At 43.5% G+C, this 20481-nt stretch carries 20 protein-coding genes; 8 read left to right on the forward strand and 12 right to left on the reverse strand.

Going from position 1 to position 20481, the window contains the following annotated elements:
* Nucleotides 1-87: 87 nt before the first annotated feature.
* From atpA to F6K64_RS00710, 7 genes are all read right to left on the reverse strand, one after another.
* A complete protein-coding gene (gene atpA, locus F6K64_RS00680; protein ID WP_008181107.1) occupies nucleotides 88-1605 on the reverse strand; it encodes a F0F1 ATP synthase subunit alpha in 1518 nt (505 codons plus the stop codon).
* Nucleotides 1606-1775: 170 nt separating this feature from the next.
* Nucleotides 1776-2330, reverse strand: coding sequence for an ATP synthase F1 subunit delta (gene atpH / locus F6K64_RS00685; protein WP_008181106.1), 555 nt, complete (start codon nucleotides 2328-2330; stop codon nucleotides 1776-1778).
* Nucleotides 2327-2860, reverse strand: a complete 534-nt coding sequence (locus tag F6K64_RS00690) for a F0F1 ATP synthase subunit B (protein WP_008181104.1) — start codon at nucleotides 2858-2860, stop codon at nucleotides 2327-2329. The genes atpH and F6K64_RS00690 overlap by 4 nt, the downstream gene beginning before the upstream one ends.
* 208 nt (nucleotides 2861-3068) lie before the next feature.
* Nucleotides 3069-3500: a F0F1 ATP synthase subunit B' gene (locus F6K64_RS00695; protein WP_008181102.1), complete on the reverse strand. Its 432-nt coding sequence runs from the start codon at nucleotides 3498-3500 to the stop codon at nucleotides 3069-3071.
* 101 nt (nucleotides 3501-3601) lie between these two features.
* A complete protein-coding gene (gene atpE, locus F6K64_RS00700; protein ID WP_008181101.1) occupies nucleotides 3602-3847 on the reverse strand; it encodes an ATP synthase F0 subunit C in 246 nt (81 codons plus the stop codon).
* 132 nt (nucleotides 3848-3979) lie between these two features.
* A complete protein-coding gene (atpB, locus tag F6K64_RS00705) occupies nucleotides 3980-4729 on the reverse strand; it encodes a F0F1 ATP synthase subunit A (RefSeq protein ID WP_008181099.1) in 750 nt (249 codons plus the stop codon).
* A 76-nt stretch (nucleotides 4730-4805) separates the two neighbouring features.
* Nucleotides 4806-5210 (reverse strand): ATP synthase subunit I, encoded by a 405-nt coding sequence (locus F6K64_RS00710; protein WP_229414363.1) that lies wholly within the window; start codon nucleotides 5208-5210, stop codon nucleotides 4806-4808.
* 892 nt (nucleotides 5211-6102) lie between these two features.
* On the opposite strand from F6K64_RS00710, the gene F6K64_RS00715 reads away from it, so the two are divergent.
* Complete coding sequence (locus F6K64_RS00715) at nucleotides 6103-7455, forward strand: RNA-guided endonuclease InsQ/TnpB family protein (RefSeq protein WP_287264692.1); 1353 nt, start codon at nucleotides 6103-6105, stop codon at nucleotides 7453-7455.
* Between the two features lie 22 nt (nucleotides 7456-7477).
* Here F6K64_RS00715 and F6K64_RS00720 read toward each other — a convergent pair whose 3' ends face one another.
* The 3 genes from F6K64_RS00720 to F6K64_RS00730 form a co-directional block, all read right to left on the reverse strand.
* Nucleotides 7478-8161 (reverse strand): hypothetical protein, encoded by a 684-nt coding sequence (locus F6K64_RS00720; RefSeq protein ID WP_048815185.1) that lies wholly within the window; start codon nucleotides 8159-8161, stop codon nucleotides 7478-7480.
* 60 nt (nucleotides 8162-8221) lie between these two features.
* Complete coding sequence (locus tag F6K64_RS00725; RefSeq protein ID WP_131826957.1) at nucleotides 8222-8422, reverse strand: hypothetical protein; 201 nt, start codon at nucleotides 8420-8422, stop codon at nucleotides 8222-8224.
* A gap of 268 nt (nucleotides 8423-8690) precedes the next feature.
* Nucleotides 8691-10811 carry an NAD(P)/FAD-dependent oxidoreductase gene (locus tag F6K64_RS00730; RefSeq protein WP_008181086.1) on the reverse strand — a complete coding sequence of 707 codons (2121 nt, stop codon included), beginning with the start codon at nucleotides 10809-10811 and terminating at the stop codon, nucleotides 8691-8693.
* A 159-nt stretch (nucleotides 10812-10970) separates the two neighbouring features.
* Between F6K64_RS00730 and F6K64_RS00735 the strand changes: the two genes are divergently transcribed.
* On the forward strand, nucleotides 10971-11225 hold the full coding sequence (locus F6K64_RS00735; RefSeq protein ID WP_008181083.1) for a hypothetical protein: 255 nt from the start codon (nucleotides 10971-10973) through the stop codon (nucleotides 11223-11225).
* Between the two features lie 257 nt (nucleotides 11226-11482).
* On the opposite strand, the gene F6K64_RS00740 is transcribed toward F6K64_RS00735, so the two are convergent.
* Complete coding sequence (locus F6K64_RS00740; RefSeq protein WP_044492460.1) at nucleotides 11483-13183, reverse strand: MFS transporter; 1701 nt, start codon at nucleotides 13181-13183, stop codon at nucleotides 11483-11485.
* 219 nt (nucleotides 13184-13402) lie between these two features.
* Between F6K64_RS00740 and F6K64_RS00745 the strand changes: the two genes are divergently transcribed.
* The 4 genes from F6K64_RS00745 (at nucleotide 13403) to F6K64_RS00760 (ending at nucleotide 18841) form a co-directional block, all read left to right on the forward strand.
* Nucleotides 13403-13924 carry a phosphoribosyltransferase gene (locus F6K64_RS00745; RefSeq protein WP_008181079.1) on the forward strand — a complete coding sequence of 174 codons (522 nt, stop codon included), beginning with the start codon at nucleotides 13403-13405 and terminating at the stop codon, nucleotides 13922-13924.
* Nucleotides 13925-14414: 490 nt separating this feature from the next.
* Nucleotides 14415-15170 (forward strand): hypothetical protein, encoded by a 756-nt coding sequence (locus F6K64_RS00750; RefSeq protein WP_008181078.1) that lies wholly within the window; start codon nucleotides 14415-14417, stop codon nucleotides 15168-15170.
* Nucleotides 15171-15253: 83 nt separating this feature from the next.
* Complete coding sequence (locus F6K64_RS00755; RefSeq protein ID WP_008181077.1) at nucleotides 15254-17059, forward strand: hypothetical protein; 1806 nt, start codon at nucleotides 15254-15256, stop codon at nucleotides 17057-17059.
* A gap of 258 nt (nucleotides 17060-17317) precedes the next feature.
* A complete protein-coding gene (locus tag F6K64_RS00760) occupies nucleotides 17318-18841 on the forward strand; it encodes a DUF1802 family protein (protein WP_008181076.1) in 1524 nt (507 codons plus the stop codon).
* A 16-nt stretch (nucleotides 18842-18857) separates the two neighbouring features.
* On the opposite strand, the gene F6K64_RS00765 is transcribed toward F6K64_RS00760, so the two are convergent.
* The gene (locus F6K64_RS00765; RefSeq protein WP_008181075.1) at nucleotides 18858-19133 is read right to left on the reverse strand and encodes a hypothetical protein; all 276 of its coding nucleotides are present in this window, start codon (nucleotides 19131-19133) and stop codon (nucleotides 18858-18860) included.
* Between the two features lie 158 nt (nucleotides 19134-19291).
* Between F6K64_RS00765 and F6K64_RS00770 the strand changes: the two genes are divergently transcribed.
* Nucleotides 19292-19711: an element excision factor XisH family protein gene (locus tag F6K64_RS00770; protein ID WP_008181074.1), complete on the forward strand. Its 420-nt coding sequence runs from the start codon at nucleotides 19292-19294 to the stop codon at nucleotides 19709-19711.
* Nucleotides 19699-20034 carry a XisI protein gene (locus F6K64_RS00775; RefSeq protein WP_008181072.1) on the forward strand — a complete coding sequence of 112 codons (336 nt, stop codon included), beginning with the start codon at nucleotides 19699-19701 and terminating at the stop codon, nucleotides 20032-20034. The genes F6K64_RS00770 and F6K64_RS00775 overlap by 13 nt, the downstream gene beginning before the upstream one ends.
* Nucleotides 20035-20481: the final 447 nt, after the last annotated feature.

The following is a 20481-nucleotide window of genomic DNA, read 5'->3' on the forward strand; positions in this document are numbered from 1 at the left end:
ACTAACCTGCAACCTACTAACCTGCAACCTACTAACCGGTAACCTGCAACGGAAATTAACCTGCAACCGAAACTAATCTTTAACCTGTTAAGCAGAGACTAGGAAGGTCTGTTTGTATTCTGCGATCGCTTCCTTTAGAATGCTTTCGGCTTGATCAGTGAGCTTCTTCTCGTTTTTGATGATCTCAACGTACTCTGGCTTGCTGGTTTTCAAGTACTCCCGCAGTGCCTGAGTAAAAGTTGTCACCTTATCAGTAGGCACATCATCGAGATAGCCATTGAGTCCAGCGTAAACGATTGCCACTTGCTCAAACACAGCTAGGGGTGAATTCTGAGGTTGCTTCAACACTTCCCGTAAACGTTGACCCCGAGCCAACTGAGCTTGGGTTGCGGCATCCAAGTCGGAGGCAAACTGAGCAAAAGCTTGCAAGTCGTCAAACTGGGCTAGTTCTAGCTTCAACTTACCAGCCACTTTCTTCATGGCCTTGGTTTGGGCAGCAGAACCTACCCGTGACACTGAGATACCAGGGTTAATCGCTGGTCTGACACCAGAGTTGAATAGGTCAGAGGAGAGGAAGATTTGACCATCGGTAATAGAAATTACATTAGTCGGGATGTAAGCTGATACGTCACCAGCCTGAGTTTCAATAATAGGCAGTGCGGTCATACTACCACCACCCAGTTCATCATTCAGTTTAGCTGCCCGTTCCAACAACCGGGAGTGGACGTAGAACACATCTCCTGGATAAGCTTCCCGTCCTGGTGGACGGCGCAGCAGTAGGGACATCTGGCGATAGGCTTGAGCTTGCTTAGACAAGTCATCATAAATCACTAGGGTTGCCTTACCGTTGTACATAAAGTACTCGGCAATCGAGGCACCGGTGTAGGGAGCCAAGAACTGTAGAGTAGCTGGGTCATTGGCATTCGCTGCCACGATCACAGTGTAGTCTAATGCTCCTTTTTCCTGGAGGGTATTCACCACTTGGGCTACCGTAGATGCCTTCTGACCAATAGCAACATAGACACAAATTACATCTTCTTGTTTCTGGTTGATGATCGTATCTACAGCAATAGCAGTTTTCCCGGTTTGTCGGTCACCAATAATCAACTCTCGCTGACCCCGTCCAATGGGAATCATAGCGTCAATAGCGGTGATTCCAGTTTGCATGGGTTCACAAACTGAACGCCGCGCAATAATCCCTGGGGCAATGGATTCCACCAGACGGGATTCAGTGCTTTGAATATCCCCCTTACCATCAATGGGACGACCCAAGCCATCAACTACCCGACCAATCAGTGCCTCTCCGACGGGTACCTGAGCAATCTTACCAGTAGCAGTAACCGAGCTACCTTCCTGGATCTGTAAACCATCCCCCATCAGCACTGCACCCACATTGTCCTGTTCTAAGTTCAGGGCAATGCCAACGGTGCCATCTTCAAACTCCAGCAGTTCCCCAGCCATGCACTTTTCCAAGCCATAAATCCGGGCAATACCATCACCAACTTGCAAAACCGTTCCAACGTTGGAAACCGCAAAACCTTGGTTATACCCTTGAATTTGCTGCCGAATAATGCTGCTAATTTCGTCTGGTCTAATGCTAATCATGATGTGTTTTTATCGTTAACTAACTAATTGTTTACTGTTAACTATTAACTGTTGACTTTTGACTGTTGACTATTAACTGTTCAAGGTTATTTCCCAAGGGGTTAACTTTTAACTTACTAACCTACCCTAAAAGGGAAGCCTCAGGCTAACAACCACCAACGTGACGTACTTCAACTGGTCAGAGCCATACCGATGCGACGTAGTTGTCCTTTGAGACTGGCATCAAATATCTGAGACCCGACTTTAATGATCACACCACCGATTACATCCGGGTCAATTTTTGTCTGCAGTTCCACCTGGTTGGCTCCCGTGAGGGACTTAACTTTCTCACGAACTGATTCTTGCTGAGCTTCACTGAGTTCTATTGCTGAACTGACCTCAGCCAAAACAGTTTGATCTAACTCCCTGAGAAGTTCTTGGTACTTCAGGCAAATGCCTTCCAAAAACACAATGCGCCCACGGTCTACTAGAATTCTTAAAAAATTCATGGTGTAGGGGTGAAGTTGGTCCCCAGCAATTTGTTGCAACACCCCGATTTTATCCTCAGCTTTGACCACAGGAGAGCCTAAAAACTCCTGCAATTGTGGCGATTCTTTCAAAAGATTCAGCAGAGTATCTACATCCTCACTCAGTTTGCCTTTGAGTTCGTTATCGGACTTAGCCAAATCGAGGAAAGCTTCTGCATAAGGTTCGAGTACTTGGCCACTCAAAAAACCACCTTTCATGAGCCACCTCCCAACAGAGCGATGTTGCGGTCAATTAATTGTTGTTGAGCAGAGTCATCTAATGTCTCTCTTAGTTGGGAATCCACCTTAGCCATTGCCATAGTAGCAACTCGCTGACGTAGTTCGGCCATGGCTCGTTCCCTTTCCGAGTTCAAATCCTGAACTGCTGATTCTTTCATCCGTTCTATCTCTTGAGCCGAAGCGGCCAAAATTGCCTCTTTAGCTGCTTTAGCATTAACTTCTGCTGCAGCACGAATGTTTTCTGCCTCGACTTGGGCTTGAGCTAACTTCTGCTGTTGATCTGCTAAGGCTTCGGCTCCTTGTCTTTGACGAGCTTCTACTTCTTTAATAGTCTGTTCAATTTTTGAGCGTCGCTCACTCAAAACGTTTCCCACTAATTGGCGACCGAAGTAGTACAGTACCCCCAACAAAATACTCAGGTTGATTAGGTTGGTTTCAAGAATATTAAAGTTTAATCCGAAACCACCTTCTCCATGAGCTTCTGTTGCCAATAATACTAAATTCCCCATCATATCCGTTTACAATTGTTTTGAACGCATAATCTTGCTAAGCTATGACCTGTCCACCTACTCTCAAGATAATTATCTCAAGACAATTATCTCAAGACAATTATCTCAAGATAATTAATAGTTTGACATAGTTTGACAGTACTCCCACATCGCCAATCTCTTAGGAGTTGTAGTAAATATATGGGTCAGGCGGTCAAGGCCCAACCATTTATCTTACTAACGCTGGCCCTAACAATTTTTCTAGGATTTGGCTAGATAGATCATCGACTTGTTGTTCGAGGGAAGCCATTGCTTGCTGTTTTTGTTGATCAATTTCTTCTTGAGCTTTTGCTCGTTCAGCCTGAGCTTCTTGTTGGGCTTCAGCGATCGCTTGAGCTGCCATTTTTCTGGCATCTTCTTGGGCAGCAGCGATCACAGCTTGAGACTGCTTCCGGGCTTGACCCAACTGTTCTTCATACTCTTTAGCCATTTTTTCGGCTTTAGACAAGCGTTCTTTGGCATCAGATTCCTGATTCCGGATGTATTCGTCACGCTCATCGAGGGTTTTTGTCAGTGGCTTATAGAATATGGCATTTAATACAACTGTCAAAACCAGAAACTGCAATGCCATCAGAGGCAGAGTAGCATCAAAATCAAACATTTTTCACAGATTCCCAATCGGAATAAAACCGAACAATTGACCGTATCAGACCTACCATGTAGAGACGTTGCCTGCAACGTCTCTACATAAAGTATCAGGTTCTAAGAAAATGGGTTAGCAAACAGCAGTACCAGAGAAATTACCAGACCATAGATAGTCAGGGATTCCATGAATGCCAAGGTTAACAGCAGAGTACCGCGAATTTTTCCTTCAGCTTCCGGCTGACGAGCAATACCTTCTACAGCTTGACCAGCAGCGTTTCCTTGACCGATACCAGGGCCGATAGCAGCTAAACCGACAGCAAGAGCAGCAGCGACAACTGAAGCAGCAGCAACGATTGGATCCATGATGATTTTTCTTATCCGTGATTAAAGAACAAAATACAGAGCTACTAGTCAGAAGGATTCTCCGAAGGAGTCATCAATTCCAACTATTCCTAATTTAAGGCTACCGTGCCATTCCCATCATAAGGTTATCCCTTAATGTTCTTCGCCTTCGACTTCTATTGCCTCGTGAATGTAGGCAGCTGCCAAGGTAGCGAAGACCAGGGCTTGAATTGCACTGGTAAATAGACCTAGCGCCATAATTGGCAAGGGAATAAACAGAGGCACTAGCAGCACCAACACGGCTACTACCAGTTCATCTGCCAAAATATTGCCAAATAAACGGAAGCTTAGGGAGAGGGGCTTGGTGAAGTCTTCTAAAATCTTGATCGGCAAGAGGATTGGTATTGGCTGAATATAGCCAGCGAAGTAACCTAAACCCTTCTTGCTCAAACCAGCGTAAAAATACGCCAAGGATGTTAGTAAGGCTAAAGCAACGGTGGTATTGATGTCATTGGTAGGAGCCGCCAGCTCACCGGATGGTAGCTCGATAATACTCCAAGGAATTAGGGCTCCTGACCAGTTTGACACGAAGATAAACAAAAACAGTGTACCGATAAAAGGTACCCAAGGGCGATATTCTTTTTCCCCCAGCTGGTTTTTCGCTAAATCCCTCAAAAATTCTAGGGCGTACTCCATCACATTTTGGATACCGCCAGGAACCATTTGGACATTTCGAGTTGCCGCAAGGGAAGCTACTACCAGAATAGCAATCACTACCCAGGAGGTGAGAAAAACCTGACCGTGTAATGTTAAATTGCCAATCCGCCAATAAAAGTGTTCACCAACTTCTAAGGAAGCAAGGGGTAAAGAATTCAGAACGTTTAAAGCATTTATCATTTCCATTCTGGAGATTTACCCAGATTTCTGTCAAGGGTGAAACGTCTGTTTATCCTACCAATAAATCCGACTTAAATAAATCTTACTTAGAGGTAGGATTTACTAGGCTTTGCAGCACATAGACGATAATTGCGGCTTTGTACGTCAGAAACCCTAAAAATATAGGAAGTATTTGTAATTTTTGCCATTGACTGGCTACTACAATTATCCCAATAAAAACCGCAAACCGAGCCATGCTCGGACGTCTATTTTGTTGGCTTAGCCGCTCTACGTCTTTAGCCAACATTCTCAAGTAAACCATACCAGTACACGCCCCGATCAAATAATTTAAGGCAATGTTGAGGGAGTAAACCAGCCACACACAGATGAAAATAATCCCTGTCGCGACTAGGGTGACCAACAACAGAGTTTGTTTGAGTTGGTAATACTCCTGCATTGACGAACTCGTTGAAGGGGATAAGTAACTTGTTTGCGTGTTTTCCTCCATGGTCAATGGTTTCTCAAGAGGGTCATCTGACAAGTTCACCGGTAGCAGCAAATGCTAGTCCAGTGATCTGGCTTGTTTTCACAAACCAGACGTAATCATATCATGGGAAAGGTCACAATACTTAACAAATCTGGTATAAAAATAACTAATCCCTCCGAAGTGCGGTATAAATAAGGGTTTCGGCTGACAGGGTGATGGATAAATGGGGCAACGGATAAGTGCATGTAACGGATAGGTAGTGACTACACAAACTAAGGTTGCAGACTGAGGCTCACCACACCAATGATTTTCTTTAAGTCCTTGAGGTGCAGACGAAAGTTTCTATAGCTCCACCCTTGAGGGGGTGGCCGCGTCGTGATAGACCCTGATAACTGCCTGATTGACTGACTTGAGTGCAAAAACCCTGGATTTTATGTAGGCAGGGGTGGAGCGATAGCTAAACCCAACAAAACCATTGCCAAGGTTGGGTTTCACTATGTTCGACCCAACAGACAAAGCAATAAAAGTTACTCAACAGGGAAAGTCTATATCTTGTATTGCTATCCCGATGCGTTCGCGTAGCGTGGCCGTAGGCCAATCGCGTAGCGGCTTGTACCGAGCATCGCGTTATATATCATTTGGCATCCTTCTTAGGAAGAATCTCGCAACTCGCGAGAGGAGTAACTTAGTTGACGATTTGCGGTACAAAACGATACGATCAGTATGTCGTCAACAGTAGCTCGGTGAATAAGTACCTCCTGCCTCATAGTTGCTGCTGAGTGAGTCGGGGTCAATGTCAGAACGTGAGCTTGATGGGAAACGGCAGGGATAATCAAAGCCATTAAAACTCCATGACTGACAGCGCCGATCTGCTCGCTTAGTATCAAACCAAAATGAAGAATGACCCAGACTTATGCAACGAGGCTTCAAGACCCAGTTAAAACTTAATAATAGACAAAAAACCTTGATGGCTCAACACGCTGGGTATTCTAGGTGGCTTTGGAATTGGGCTTTAAATATGTGGAACGAATCCTATAAAGCCGGGCTAAAGCCTTCTGCTAACAAGCTGAAAAAGTTCTACACCAATCATGTTAAACCTCAATATCCTTGGCAGTCTACCTTAAGTTCTAGGGTTTATCAATTCGTATTCATGCACTTATCAGAAGCGTTTAACCGATTCTTTCAAGGGAGAGCTCAACACCCTAAGTTCAAGAAGAAAGGTAGAAATGATAGCTTCACCCTAGATAATTGTGGGAAGGTCATGGAGTTTTCAGGAACTCGGTTGAAACTCCCTTTTATTGGGTGGGTTAGCACTTATGAACCTTTACCTGAAATCCAGACGAAGCGGGTCACAATCAGTCGAGTAGCCGATTCTTGGTATATTTCTTTGGCCTACGAGTTGGAACCTGAACCCACTGTTAAATCTAGAGAATATCTAGGTGTTGATGTCGGGGTTAAAGTTCTAGCCACCTGTTCAGATGGGACGGTATTTCCTAATCCTAGAGCTTACAAACAAGCTCATAAAAAGCTGGCTAGACTTCAACGAGAACTATCTAGAAGAACTATGGGTTCTGCCAATAGAAATAAGACCAAGCTGAAATTAGCTAAAGTCCATCAAAGTGTTGCTAACATCCGGAAAGATGCAATTCACAAATTAACCTCTTGGCTTTGCAAAAACCACGCAGTCATTGGGTTAGAAGATCTAAATGTTTCCGGTCTGCTAAAAAACCAGAACTTAGCAGGTGCGATAGCCGATTCCGCTCTTTATGAAATTCGTCGTCAAGTCTCATACAAGTCTGAGTGGTACGGTTGCTCATTGGTATTTGTAGATAGATTCTACCCATCCACTAAAACTTGTTCTAGTTGTGGTCATGTTCAGGAAATGCCACTTAAAGAACGAGTTTTTGATTGTGAGGTTTGCGGTGAAGTCAAAGACCGTGACTATAACGCCAGCCTCAACGCGCGAACGTTTTGCCGAAGGCTATTCGGTCTAAGCCTGTGGAATAGGAAGTGCCGACACCCTATGAAAAACCAGGTAACTGGAAAGAAGCAGGAAGGGAACTTTAATACGGTTTGTACCGCATTATATCAGTTTCTCGTAGCAGGCAACAAAGGTACCACCCAACAAAAATATTGGTTAAATATTACTGAATTGAACTCAATAAATACGGACATGGTCAGAGGATATCTGAAAAGTTTTTTGATACTGAATTTTGCCCCCCTAGCCCCCCAATTCTGGGGGGAACAAGAATCAATTTGCTGGTAGAAGTCCCCCAAAATTGGGGGATTTAGGGGGCTTGGATGTAGCAAATGAGACTTTTCAGACAACCTCTCAGCAAAGCACTAGTATAGATGCCAATTTGTCGCTTCATGGCACTCAGAAATACTAGACTCATTACCAACACCATTGGCAACTTAGCTTTGATACCAATGAAATCAGGATTTGATAATGTAATTAACCCATCTAAGGAAGGAGCATTAACATGTCCGTCTGGATTTCTAGTGGCTGAAAATAGAATCGATTTAAAGAATCCTTCTGCATTCCATAAGATAAATGGTAGTGACGTTATCCCAGGGATAACAAGTATTAACAACAAAGCGATGAAGGTATCCTTTACAGGATTATCCTCTGATGATTGCCAAGCCCAAATCAGATAAAGTGGTACTAAAAATATAGCAATTTGTTTAATCCCTAAAGACAAGCTAAACATCAAGAAAGCTTTGGACTTGTGTTTCGGCAGTAACATCAGGGAAAGAATCATAAAAAATATGGCTAGGAAATCCAAGTTAGCGTCGATACTAACATAAAGCGTCCATCGGTTCAGTAACCATAATAAAGCAGCAAACCAGCCAAAAATAAATAATTTATGGTTATACAAATGATAGAAAATTAGACCAGCAATCCCGATATTAACCATTAAAAATATCGGTCGCCATAGGGAAATCCAGTCTGAGTAGTCTTGGAATCCCAATAATTGAGTTAATGCTGAAAGCCAATAAAAAATGGGTAAATACGTAGCATACTTCTGATTTTATCTCATATTTCCCGATAAGACTCTAGCGTAGGGATTTTGCCCCGATAAAATTCGCTTCCCTTCTACCCAGCTATAGTAAATATCATGTCCTTCAGTGTTATAGTTCCAAACTTGTAAAAGTTTGACATTAATGACAACACCGACAACAGCGATTAAAATTAGACAGATAATTACTAAAGTCTTTCTTTGAATCATCATCATTTTAGTTCTTGGGTAAGCATTCAGCTATCAGCCGTCAGCTGTCAGCTTATTTTATTCAAAAGCACCATTAGTAGCGTACGCTATGGGCATAAACTGTTCGGTGTAGCGTGGCCACAGACCTTTAGCTGTTCGGTGTAGCGTGCGCCTAGGGCATTAGCTGATAGCTGATAGCTGATAGCTGATAGCTGAATGCTTACCTTCTTGGTTAATAAAAAATTGTTAATTACTAATTAACAATTAACGAATAACCTTAAATGATAAGTATTCAATCGAACTTGAGCTCACGGTTTATTTTTTCAGGACGCCCCATCCCAGCTGTGATGGCATAACTTTGAGCCAACAACTGTAACCAAAGCCGTGGATAACGCTTTTCAAGCCAGGGCTGTAACCGTCGAACTAGACTGGGAAACCAACCTTTGAGCAACCCGCTGACAAAGGCATTGCTAGTAAAACTTAAGTAACTGCCTACCCAAAGCAAGAAATCCTTTGCACCAGCCATTTCCAAAATCCAGGGGATGAGGGCAGGGTTTCGGCGAGCTGCTTTGAGTGCCAGTCGATTAAAGGTTAACCAACTGAAACGGTCTTTAATAAACGTATCTGGTACCTCCGGTGGTTCATCTGCCAACAAACCAAAGAAGGTATTGAGCATGGAGTTAATCCGCTGGGGTGGTAGATGACGACCTGTTGGTACCATCATCCCCTGGGAAAAGAGCCAGGTCACAGCAATATTACTTTGATAGGCACGAATTTGATTTAAATCCTTAGCACTCAAAAGATTGTGCCGCAAGGCAGTTTCCAAGAGATCGGTTAAGCGATAGAGGTTACGCACTAAGGAACCGAAGCCAGTGAACACCAAGGGGGACTGAAGGGAGGCAGCATCACCAATGGCAACCAGTCGGTCGAAGGCCACAATGCGATCGCGACTTCCCACCGTAAAATGTCCGGGAATATACCCAAAGGTTGGCTTCTTCCACACCAATTTTTCCATATCACATCGGCGGTATTCCGGTAAGATAGTAAAGAAATCTTCATACATTTCTAATAAAGAGCCGGGATTCTCAGGATGTATCTGATGGTAATGGAACAAATAAATTGTCAATTCCTGACCTGCACCAGGGAACAACTCCCAAATCAGTTGACGTCCCCGGGAAATATCCCCATGACTATTGAGAACATCACCATAATCGGGATCCCACACCTGAGGCTCTAATCCCTCAATCACAGCCCCCACCGTGGGACAGACACTATTAAACGCCCTACCCCCATTGAGTTGCCAAGCAATTGGTGAAGCCGTTCCCATGGCATCTACTAACAGACGACCACTCGCTTGTCGGTGAGATTTAGTCGGTAAGTGTTGCAAATCCACCACAACTTCCTCTGGGGTGATAGTTGCTTGGATAAACTCTGTCTCATCCCAGATTTCTCCCCCAGCACTGGTGAGCTTTGTTCCACACAGTTGCAAAAACTTAGCAGAATCAATGGCGATATTGAGCACCGTTGGCGTGTGCAAGATGGCTGCTTTCAAGTGGGGTGGGTTGTTGCTATCAAAGAACTTATTAAATCCATCAAGGTATTCCCTAGCAATGATCCCTTCAAACTCAGTTGGGGTAAATAAACCCAAATCAATCAGGCTTTGAAACTCATCCCGTGAAATATTCCATTCCCGGTTCATCCGCCCAAAGGTTAACCGCTCAATCAGCAATACCCGATAACCCCGCTGCGCCATTGTTGCAGCATGGATCACTCCCAAAGCACCACCGATGTAGATTACGTCGTACTTAGGGGTTGAAGGTTGCAGGTTAGATGGTTGAAGGTTAGTCGGTTGAAGGTTAGATGGTTGTTCGCGTAGCGTGGCCTTCAACCCCTTAAACACTACCTGCTTGGGCTGCTCGGGGTTACGAACCCCCTCACGCCAGCGCTTTTCCCACCAATAAACTCGATTCAGGTCATATTCTCCTCTAGGCATTTTCCGGAAAAAGTGCACAGTCTGAGGATAATAGGGTGCTAATGCTTCAAAGATGGATTGCTCAGATAACTCTACATCCGGTGGTTCTGGATAGTGGTAGGGGAATTGCTCCCGAAGACTCTGGGTCAGCTGTCTTAGAATTAGCGTTTCGCCGCTCAGGGGCTTTTCGGACCAACGAAAAGCTTTGAGGTAGGTGGTTCGCTGCACAGACCACACAAAAATCGAGATTTCTGGAATCAAAGATAGGGCAACTGTAGTCTTGTGATTAGAATTCTCATCAGGAGTAGTCTCCCATTGCAGACGAATACCATCTGGCGTGATTATCTTATCCCCGAGCTTAGGCTGCCATTCCTGTTGCAACCATTGGCACACAGTCTTGGTGTCTGGTGTAGGGATTTCTACGTACAGAATCTCTTTCATAGGGGTTATGTGATCACAAATTTCATTAAGAGGAGAGACGGAGGTAATCAGTGATGAAAATACGCTAAGCTTCCAAGTATCGACTTGTTTAATATTCGTAAAAATACTTTACATTGATTTCAGTTTAGTTATAGTCAAGGGTGCCCTTGTTTGTTAGGTATGAATTATCCCATTCCAGCTAGTCCACAAGAAATAGTCGCCCTACGTCAACAACCAGTTGATGAAGAACTGGTGGTAATGGCGATTGCTGGTGTCATTCAAATTGCCCGTCAAGAAGGACAGTCTCTTGACGATTTAACTGCCGAAGTCTTAGCAGAAGACGATTGGCTTGATCACTCACAAAGAGTATTACTCAATGACCTGGTTGTCCAAGCCTGGGAGAGTCTGCCTGAATTAGAATGGCAGGCGTCTTAAGCGACGCCCAAGCTGCTTAGGTTAATTGCTACGACTCAAGCCATAACGCATCTACCTTTTTCATCATTGATTGATTGATTGATTGATTGGTATTAGACCTGCCAGACTTAGTAGTTTTCTGATCTTGTTTGCGTCAATTGTTGTTTATGCAAGCTTTTTGCCTGACAACTGCGGCGAAGTCTATTGATTGGCAAATTTCCCCCAGTTATAACATTACTCCTGAGTCAAACTAGATCTTTAACACAACCGATCAATTCCTATTCCCCTTGCCTAGTAGCTTGATCACGCTCTCTTAGCTGCAAGAGAATTTGGGCATGAAATTCCTTGGTGATGGGATAGAAGTAAGCAAGTACTACACCACCAATCAAGAATAGAGTTGGCAGTGGTCCCATAGCGATACGGATGGCTAGCAGTGCGGAATCGGGTTGGGTGGGGACTGGTTGCCCAGCAGTAGATGAGATGAATCCTGACCACTCTAGGACAATACCGACTAAAAACAACCCTAGGGCTAAACCAAGTTTTTGCAGCAAAACCATGAAGCCATAAAATATCCCTTCCCGACGCTGACCTGTGGTCAATTCATCAAGTTCAATCACATCCGGCACCATGGACCAGGGGATGAGATAAGCCACAGAAACCCCAAAACCAGCCATAACAGCTAAACAGTACATTAAGGCCACTTGACCAGGTTGTAGCAAAAATATACCAACTTGAGCGATAACCCAGAGACTAGTGCCCATAAAGTAAGCGGTTTTTTTGCCCAATCGCTCACTTACCATCTTCCAGAAAAACAGCATCAATAAGGCAGTACCTTGAATCGCAAGGGCGACTAAGGAAAAGCTAGACTCGGGCAATCCCATCCAATTGACTATGAAGTAAAGCAAGATAGAACCGATTAACTGGACAGCTAACCAGGAACACAGGTAGATGCCAATCACATAGAGAAAAGGCTGGTTACTGAATACAATCCGCAGTTGCTCAAAAAAGGATAAGGAGGCTGAAGTGTCAGCTTCAGAGCGCTCTGTGAAAGCAAAGCTATCTTTCAGGTGGGGTTCTGGGGTAGAAAATATCAGAGTTATACCAAAGACGGTAATTAGTAAACCAAGAAGACTCAGAAAGATACCAGTGATATCAGGGTTGCTAGTGGCACCCAATAATTTGGCAGTCACTGGGATAATCCGGGCAATGCCATAGAAAAATGATAGGGGTCCAATTAGGGTCAGCAGAGTTCCTAGAGTCTTTTTCTGCTGAGTTCCCAATATAGGCTGTGCACCTCGTTCTTGGATGCGCAGCACACACCACAATATCGGCACCACCGCCAGCAAGGTGCAGACTAACCCTAGCACTAGATATTGCTTCCCACTATCACCGGCATAGGCACTAAAAATTAATCCCCCTAGAACTAAGGTTAGGATGCTGCCACCGATGGAAAAGGTAAAGCGAAAGCTGTTGAGGCTAGTGCGTTCGTTGTAGTCTTGGGTGAGTTCTGGGGTGAGGGCGGTGTAGGGTAGGTTAACTGCAGTGTAGGCAATGTTGAACAGAATAGCAATCAGAAGGTAGTAGCTAAACAGTAACCAGTTATTAATGGTATTGTTATTGCTGAAGTGGGGGACAATCCACTGTAAGAAAAACAGAAAACCAAAGGGAATTGCCCCAAACAGCATCCAGGGAATGCGACGCCCCCAACTAGAACGAGTGCGATCGCTCATAATCCCAACCATGGGATCATTGATGGCATCGGAAACTTTGCCAATCATCAGAATACTCCCTGCCAAACCGGCTGGTAAACCAGCCACATTGGTTAAAAATGGCAGGAGGTAAAAGACTAAGAGATTGGCGGTCATGGCTGGACCCATATCTCCAGCACCATAAGCTAGTTTGGTGGTAAAGTTAAGCTTTTCGAGTCCACCGGAGACTTGGGGACGATTACTGGCATCAGAACTAGAAACATCAGTCATAACCGATAAGATAATTGAGCTAGGCAATGTGGTGATAGGAATTTTTTTAGCAAAACGAATCACTCATAAGCCATTTCTAACATTAGACTTCTTGTAGAAGTAGGGAAATTCCGAACTTGGGAAATTCGGAACAACCGCTGGTAATGGTCGAATAGTTTTCGACTTTTGCTAATGGTCGATTCCCTCACCAATACCTAACCAATATCAATTGCGCGAACTATGTCAGAACTTTACGTCTCCTGGTCAGAGTACTATGAAAAAATCGAACGGCTAGCTGTCAAAGTCTATCAAGCCGATTGGGATTTCAACCAGATTGTCTGTATTGCTAAGGGAGGATTACGGGTTGGTGATATCCTCTGCCGCATTTACAATCAGCCCTTAGGGATTATGTCTGCTGCTTCCTATACCGGACCAGACAATCGGATCCGAAGACCGATTACGTTTTCGAGCCACCTGGCGATGACGACGGCAAAATTAGGTACTCGGATCCTGTTGGTGGATGATTTAGTGGATTCTGGTATTAGTCTACGAGAGGGGATTAAATGGCTTTATAGTCATTATGGTACAGAAATTGAGGAGATTCGTACTGCTGTGATCTGGTATAAAGGCTGTTCTGGGATTGCTCCTGATTACTATGTGGATTATTTGCCAGATAATCCTTGGATTCATCAGCCTTTTGAACCGTATGAGTCCATGAGTCCAGCTGATTTGGCTCAAACCTATTTAATTAGAGAAGTGTGATCCTATCAGCACAGAGGGAGCAGAGGAACCAGAGGGGGCACAGAAATAATAGTTGAAAGTAACCTAGGACTGAACAGAAGTGATATAATATCGAGACTCGACTACCTTGCTCTACTCAAGCTAGCAGAATTGGAGATTTTCCCAGTAAATGCGATCGCTTTCTGGGGGGAAAGACTGGATAGTTTGGAAATTATGATCCTAGAGGCAAGAGAGTACGATTTCGCTTTTCGCAGCACCCCAAGGGGCAATCCCATGGGGAATTGTGATTGACTTAGCTATGACTCATAGCCCTCAAAATGCAATTTTAGGGCTATACAAAGGCAGACGCTTAATTTGGCTGGCCTGAGGCTAGGCTAGCCATAAAAATTTATGGCTTCTGACTCAATCGTGCCGAATTGGCATCATACTATTGGTTAGGCTATCACTGGATAGAGAGGTGACAAGCCATAATCTGATCTACGTAAATACTAGAACAAAATACCTAGAACAAATGGAAATGTCAACAGTAGAACAAACAGAACAAACGGAAATGTCAACAAACCCTGAACCCGAAAATAAGAAAGAAAATAAGAAAGGGTTACGAGGGACCCCAGCCCAAGCTACAACTCGCCTCCTGTTACACTTGTGGAATCTAGGAGGATCAAAGCAAGAAGTCAAAAGAAAAGACTTAAGTGATACAGTGAAACTGAATAATGAGAGGTCTGGTGATTATACTGACATCTTTAAAACATTGGAAACAGATGGGACGATCAAGAAAACAAAAAAAGCCCGAATCGAGTATGTGTTTTTGACAGAGCAAGGCTTGCACGTGCTAGACGCTGGCATCAAAAGCGCTGATTTTGAGTTTGACGGTAGTCTGGTCAGAGCCAAGGATGTCAAGGCTGTTCTAAATTGGATTCGAGAAAGAAGCTCAGTGGCTAAGGTCGTTGACCCAGGCGCTGATGCTGAGAAAACTGGGGAAAATGCGATCGCTTCTTATGAAACCTTTGAGTCGGTGGTCTTGGAGGTTTACGACAAGCTAAATCAGGACTATAACCTTGATGATCTCGTACCGATTTATCGGATTAGACGGGAAATTGGGGATAGTGTCAGTCGTTCCCAGTTTAATGAGTGGTTGTTGGAAATGCAGGCTAAGGATATTTTGCAACTCCAAGGCGGTAGCTTACCGGATAGCGATCCATCCCAAATCGAAGATTCCATCACCACAGAACTGAGTGGATTACGCTGCTATGCTAAGCGGCTATAATCCTAGGCTGGCCTGGTTATTGTAATAAATCTCTGTTGACTGTTTGTAGCGTTTCCTCACACTAACATGACTAACAGTTTATCATGACTAATAGTTCATCTCCCCTTGAACAACTCCAGAATGCCATCAAAAAACAAAACCCTTTTAACAGAGAGTTGGTTGTCAAGAAGCAAAATGTATGGAAAAAAGAATTCCCTCACGTTCCTTCTATAAATGCTCATGCCTCCGACGCGGTTTTTAAGGCAATTGAAGAAGTTCGTGGCGGGGAGCGTCACGTTATTGGCATTACCATCAAGGCTGAACCAGGGTTAGGCAAAACTCATTTGCTCAGTAGGGTTCGCCATCAACTTCAATCTGATGGCGGTGCTTGGTTTGTCTATATGACTGATTACAATGACCTTAACCGGATCAAGCCGGAATTTTTTAAGACCCTGGCATTAAGTCTCAAGGAGGTTGGTAGCCAGGGGGTGAGTCAGTGGCAAGATTTAGGGACTGCTTTAGCCAATGAGGCGATGAAAAGAAGTTACACATCTCAGCAGTTAGTCAATGTATTTCCCAATGCCTTGGCTAAAAATCCCAAGCTAATTGATCAACTGACTGATAAAGTTCTTGAAATCAAGACAGACATCGACAATCCGGATCTGATCAGAGCGATTTTATGGACATTATCAAAGCAGCATGCCCCTTATGCTATTAAATGGCTGTCTGGCCAAAGTTTAGCCCAGAAAAAAGCTGACGAGATGGAGTTACCCAACAATTCGGAAGATGACAAAGACGCTTTCGATATAACTTGTCAGATTTTAGACCTAATTAGTGATTACAATCCCTTGGTGGTGTGTTTTGATCAATTAGATAGTACAGAATGTGATGATGGAGGGTTTACCAGAGCACAAGTTATTGCCAGCTTAGCAACAGATTTATACAATAGCATTAAACGGGGTGTGCTGCTGACCGCTATGTATCCTGACACTTGGACACATCAAATCAGAGCATTAGATTTAAATGAGGCAGTTGTTGACAGAATAGGCGAGCGAGAAGTTGAGTTAAATCCTCTAAATTCTGAGCAGATAATTGATCTAGTGTCCCTACGGTTAAAAGCGTTTTATAATCAGAATAAACTAACTCCTCCTCAGCGGGTTTATCCCTTTACCGAAGAAAAACTGAAAGAATTTGGGAAACAACGACCAACAGCAAGAGATGTTCTTAAATGGTGTCAAACTAACTGGGGATTACCTAATGGTCAGCAAGTTTCATCCCATAGACCTGCTATAAATCCGGTTAGTTCTGCTTATAATAACGAGATCAAAAATATTGACAATGAAGAGTATATGGAGGATGACCCTCAGCTCACTAACGCTATCAAGTTTGGCCTCAACCAACTCATAGGACAGATAGTGTCAGGAGTCACAATCGAAAAAATTGAAGCTCCAGTTAAACCTAAAAATAAATACTTAGGGCTCAAGATAGTTGGTAAAGAAGACGGGAATACGGTCAAAATCGGACTAGCGGTGATCCAAGCCTCTGTTGGAAATACTGTAACGGCTGGGTTATCTCATCTTGGGAATTATAAAAAATATGATCTGACCCGTGGTTGTTTAGTCCGCTCTAAACCCATAAGTCAAAGTGCTAAGAAGGCTCAAGAGTGTTTGAATAACCTGAAGGCTCAAGAAGGAAAATGGGTAGTGTTGAAAACAGAGGAGGTTAAACCCTTAATTGCGATTCGCTCTGTTTATGAGAGTCGTGAAGACTATGAGTTGAGTGAAGAGCAGATTAAGGATTTTATCTCTAACACAAAGCTAGCCATAGATAACCGATTACTGCGAAAAATTTTGAGTGCTCCATCGGGACAAATTCCTGAAGAGGCAGTGGATGAAGAGTCGGAAAGTTAAAGGATGAGTAAGTCAATGAATCTATAGCATTTTCCTTTGATTTGTGAACATACTCCCTTAAGGAAAGGCAAGAGGCAAGAGGCAAGAGGCAAGAGTTAAGAAAATATATAGGGATTTTTGGTAATATCAAAAAAGTAACTTTCTTTGGTATAATTGATTTATAAATGCTAGAGTTGACAGGAGTTACATAGTTGACGCTAGGGATGAGATTGATTGATAGTAAGTGATCTAGATATCTACTAATGAGTCAGCAAGATAATGAGTCAGCAAGATTTAATTTCAATAGCCCTACTTTTACCGGCACCAGATATCGAAGCCTTAATTCAAGGGCGAATGATTGCTGCTATACCTCAGCTATTTATCAATCCAGGGCGAAAATTTGTCCTATATCCGTCTAAGATATTAACTAATAAGATATCAAGGAATAATCCATCAAGTCATTGCCTGTATCCTGAGCAATATTATCGCTCTAGTTTTAGAGAAATAGCCCAAAAAAGTCTAACGGCACTGAATTCTGAGACAGTTTTGATTAAGGCTTGGGCTAGGTGTGAACTTTGCCAACACCTGAAGAAAACTGAATCCTTGGAGAAGTTATCACTGTTAACGGTATGGACAGCAGCCGGATTACAAGCAAGACTTGAGAAACAGCAGGGTATTTTCCTGGCTTACTTGCGGGTTTATCAGTTGCCTAAAGTTCTTGAAGTACCTAGACATGATAGTATTAGTAATATTAGAAATACTACTAGTCAGCCCCTTGGAAAGTTTGTTAGTTTAGGTGATAATATTAGGGTTACTGACGATTGGCCAGTATTAAGCGATCGCATTTTCAGCCAACGGCGACACCAGCTAGAAAATCGACTCCCGCCACTGTATCCGGAATTGGAAGAATTACAGAGTCAAATCGCTAACCTGGCAATTACTAACCCAGCTGCTAAAGCCCTTGACGAAGAGATCAAAAAATTTATAGGCTGGAGTAGCAACAAGCAGTTAACCTCATCTAATCCAGATTTAGCTTGGATAAATACCATCGCAGCATTGGGAAATCGCAGCAAAGAGTTGGATCAAGGTAAAACTAATTATCAAGCTGGTACAGATTTTGAAAATATTGTTCGTGATAGCCTTAAGTTTCTAGGATTTACCATCGACCATGCTCACAAAGGTGGTGCTGGTGGCTTAGATTTATTCTGCTCAAAACCTTATCCCTTGGTGGGTGAGTGCAAGGCTGGGAAAAAAATTCCTAACGATACGGCAGTACAACTGTTGAATTTAGGAACATTACGTTTAAACAATCAAGAACTACTTAATAAAACGGCTAAGTTAATCATTGGCCCTGGTGAGCCGACTAAACAACTTATGGATGCAGCTATTGTACATGGTATGGCAATTATTAATCCTGAAACTCTTCAGAAGCTGGTGAAACTTCAAAGCCAGTATCCCAATTCCGTTGATTTAATTATACTAAAGGATTACTTGATACCTGGTCAAGCTGATCAGGAAGTTGAGAAATATATTAATCATGTTTCTGAAAAACTGAAATTGCGATCGCATATTGTCCAGCTGGTGAAAAAGCTGATTGACGATAGAGATAATCACACCGTGGGAGTAGAGATGATCTATGGAGCCTATAACTTCTCCAATCCACCCCAGTCCTTGACTCAGGCAGAACTACACGAAATATTGATTGAGCTTTCTTCTCCCTTAACTGGCTACTTGGGGAGAATCAAGGAAACGGATAGTAAAAGTGATTGCTTTTACTTCCTGCGGGACTTGCCCATGGATTAATTAGCACTTGTTCAGTCTAGTATTTTTCAATTTGGTGAGGTACTTTTTTTGAGGGAGCAGGGAGCAGGGAGCAGGGAGCAGGGAACAGGGAGCAGGGAGCAGGGAGCAGGGAGCAGGGAATAGGCAAGAGGCAAGAGGAACCCACCCCTAACCCCTCCCAGGAGGGGAAGGCAAGAGGCAAGAGGCAAGAGGCAAGAGGCAAGAGGAACCCACCCCTAACCCCTCCCAGGAGGGGAAGGCAAGAGGCAAGAGGCAAGAGGCAAGAGGCAAGAGGCAAGAGGTAAACAATCATGTGTACCTCATTAGGATATAAAGCGCTATAGTCAAAATCTGCCGGTTTGTGTAACGTTTTATTTCAAGATTCCAAATTTATGCTTGTGACCAATACCTAAAGCGTGATCAAGCTACCATGGAGATAGCCTTGAGCATCCCAAGAATGAGCTACTTTTAATGGCAAAGGATATCTACCACGAAACCGTGAAAACGGCTCTGATCAAAGACGGATGGATGATTACTAACGATCCCCTAGCATTAGCTGTTGGAGAGCGAACCGTTTACGTAGATATGGGCTCCGAGAAACTTTTTGCAGCAGAAAAAGATTGGCGACGTATTGCAGTTGAGGTAAAAAGTTTTATTCGTCCTTCTCCTGTACAAGACCTAGAAAATGCCCTTGGTCAATATGTGCTTTATAGAAGTTTGTTAAAAGAATCGATTATCCATCGAGAACGAACATTATATCTAGCGATTCGCAATGCAGTTTACTTAGATTTTTTTCAAGATAAAATTGCTCGAATTGCTATTGAGAGCAATCAGTTAAATTTGCTAATTTTTGAGGCCAACGGCGAGGAAATAGTGCAATGGATAGATTAGATGAGTATTCCAGATTAATTCGAGAAATTCTAGAGCGTTACGCTCGGATTAGTTACAGTCACGGAGATATCCAAAGTTATGCGATTGCCGATACTCTAAACAATCATTTTATGCTCATGGTTGTTGGCTGGGATGGCAAACGTCGAGTCCACGGCTGCATTACCCATGTTCAAATTATTGATGGAAAAATCTGGATTCAACGGGATGGTATCGAAGATGGCATCACCGAAGAACTAGTAGCTGCAGGGGTTCCCAAATCAGATATTGTGCTAGGGTTTCACCCACCAGAAGTTCGTCCCCATACTGGTTATGCGATCGCGTAGCGTGACCAAAGGTCAATCCCTTAACTCGCAACAGCTATATTGCTTTTTAAGCCAAGGCGTTCGCTTAGCGTGGCCATAGGCCAATCGCTTTTTTCACTGGTTATCAGCCAGGGGGTATTTCCAACTCTCATATCAATCCCGCTTCGTCTTATTTCAAGCCAAACTTTGCCCTCCCTGTAACCCATTGCCCTATCCTTAAAACAGATGAAGGGATTGAAATTTTACGTAAGGATTCAGCGGTCAGCCGTCAGCTGACGTAACAGAAATTAAACCAATGCTTACCTGTTTTATTCAAAAGCACCTCAAGTAGCACCATCTGTAGCGCATGAGCTGAGAGCTGAGAGCTGAGAGCACCTCAAGTAGCACCATCTGTAGCGCATAAGCTGAGAGCTGATAGCTGAGAGCTGATAGCTGAATGCTTACAATTTTACTAGTTGACAATTTAAT

This window comes from Moorena sp. SIO3A2 (assembly GCF_010672265.1).
Lineage (GTDB): Bacteria > Cyanobacteriota > Cyanobacteriia > Cyanobacteriales > Coleofasciculaceae > Moorena > Moorena producens.

What these genes read in the sequence shown, in the direction of transcription:
- F6K64_RS00715 (WP_287264692.1), top strand. Translation starts at nt 6,103, where the DNA reads ATGCAACGAGGCTTCAAGACCCAGTTAAAACTTAATAATAGACAAAAA.
- F6K64_RS00745 (WP_008181079.1), top strand. Translation starts at nt 13,403, where the DNA reads ATGTCAGAACTTTACGTCTCCTGGTCAGAGTACTATGAAAAAATCGAA.
- F6K64_RS00760 (WP_008181076.1), top strand. Translation starts at nt 17,318, where the DNA reads ATGAGTCAGCAAGATTTAATTTCAATAGCCCTACTTTTACCGGCACCA.
- F6K64_RS00770 (WP_008181074.1), top strand. Translation starts at nt 19,292, where the DNA reads ATGGCAAAGGATATCTACCACGAAACCGTGAAAACGGCTCTGATCAAA.
- F6K64_RS00695 (WP_008181102.1), bottom strand. Translation starts at nt 3,500, where the DNA reads ATGTTTGATTTTGATGCTACTCTGCCTCTGATGGCATTGCAGTTTCTG.
- F6K64_RS00750 (WP_008181078.1), top strand. Translation starts at nt 14,415, where the DNA reads ATGGAAATGTCAACAGTAGAACAAACAGAACAAACGGAAATGTCAACA.
- F6K64_RS00755 (WP_008181077.1), top strand. Translation starts at nt 15,254, where the DNA reads ATGACTAATAGTTCATCTCCCCTTGAACAACTCCAGAATGCCATCAAA.
- atpH (WP_008181106.1), bottom strand. Translation starts at nt 2,330, where the DNA reads ATGAAAGGTGGTTTTTTGAGTGGCCAAGTACTCGAACCTTATGCAGAA.
- F6K64_RS00740 (WP_044492460.1), bottom strand. Translation starts at nt 13,183, where the DNA reads ATGACTGATGTTTCTAGTTCTGATGCCAGTAATCGTCCCCAAGTCTCC.
- F6K64_RS00725 (WP_131826957.1), bottom strand. Translation starts at nt 8,422, where the DNA reads ATGATGATTCAAAGAAAGACTTTAGTAATTATCTGTCTAATTTTAATC.
- F6K64_RS00765 (WP_008181075.1), bottom strand. Translation starts at nt 19,133, where the DNA reads ATGATTGTTTACCTCTTGCCTCTTGCCTCTTGCCTCTTGCCTCTTGCC.
- atpB (WP_008181099.1), bottom strand. Translation starts at nt 4,729, where the DNA reads ATGGAAATGATAAATGCTTTAAACGTTCTGAATTCTTTACCCCTTGCT.
- atpE (WP_008181101.1), bottom strand. Translation starts at nt 3,847, where the DNA reads ATGGATCCAATCGTTGCTGCTGCTTCAGTTGTCGCTGCTGCTCTTGCT.
- F6K64_RS00730 (WP_008181086.1), bottom strand. Translation starts at nt 10,811, where the DNA reads ATGAAAGAGATTCTGTACGTAGAAATCCCTACACCAGACACCAAGACT.
- F6K64_RS00690 (WP_008181104.1), bottom strand. Translation starts at nt 2,860, where the DNA reads ATGGGGAATTTAGTATTATTGGCAACAGAAGCTCATGGAGAAGGTGGT.
- atpA (WP_008181107.1), bottom strand. Translation starts at nt 1,605, where the DNA reads ATGATTAGCATTAGACCAGACGAAATTAGCAGCATTATTCGGCAGCAA.
- F6K64_RS00735 (WP_008181083.1), top strand. Translation starts at nt 10,971, where the DNA reads ATGAATTATCCCATTCCAGCTAGTCCACAAGAAATAGTCGCCCTACGT.
- F6K64_RS00775 (WP_008181072.1), top strand. Translation starts at nt 19,699, where the DNA reads ATGGATAGATTAGATGAGTATTCCAGATTAATTCGAGAAATTCTAGAG.
- F6K64_RS00710 (WP_229414363.1), bottom strand. Translation starts at nt 5,210, where the DNA reads ATGGAGGAAAACACGCAAACAAGTTACTTATCCCCTTCAACGAGTTCG.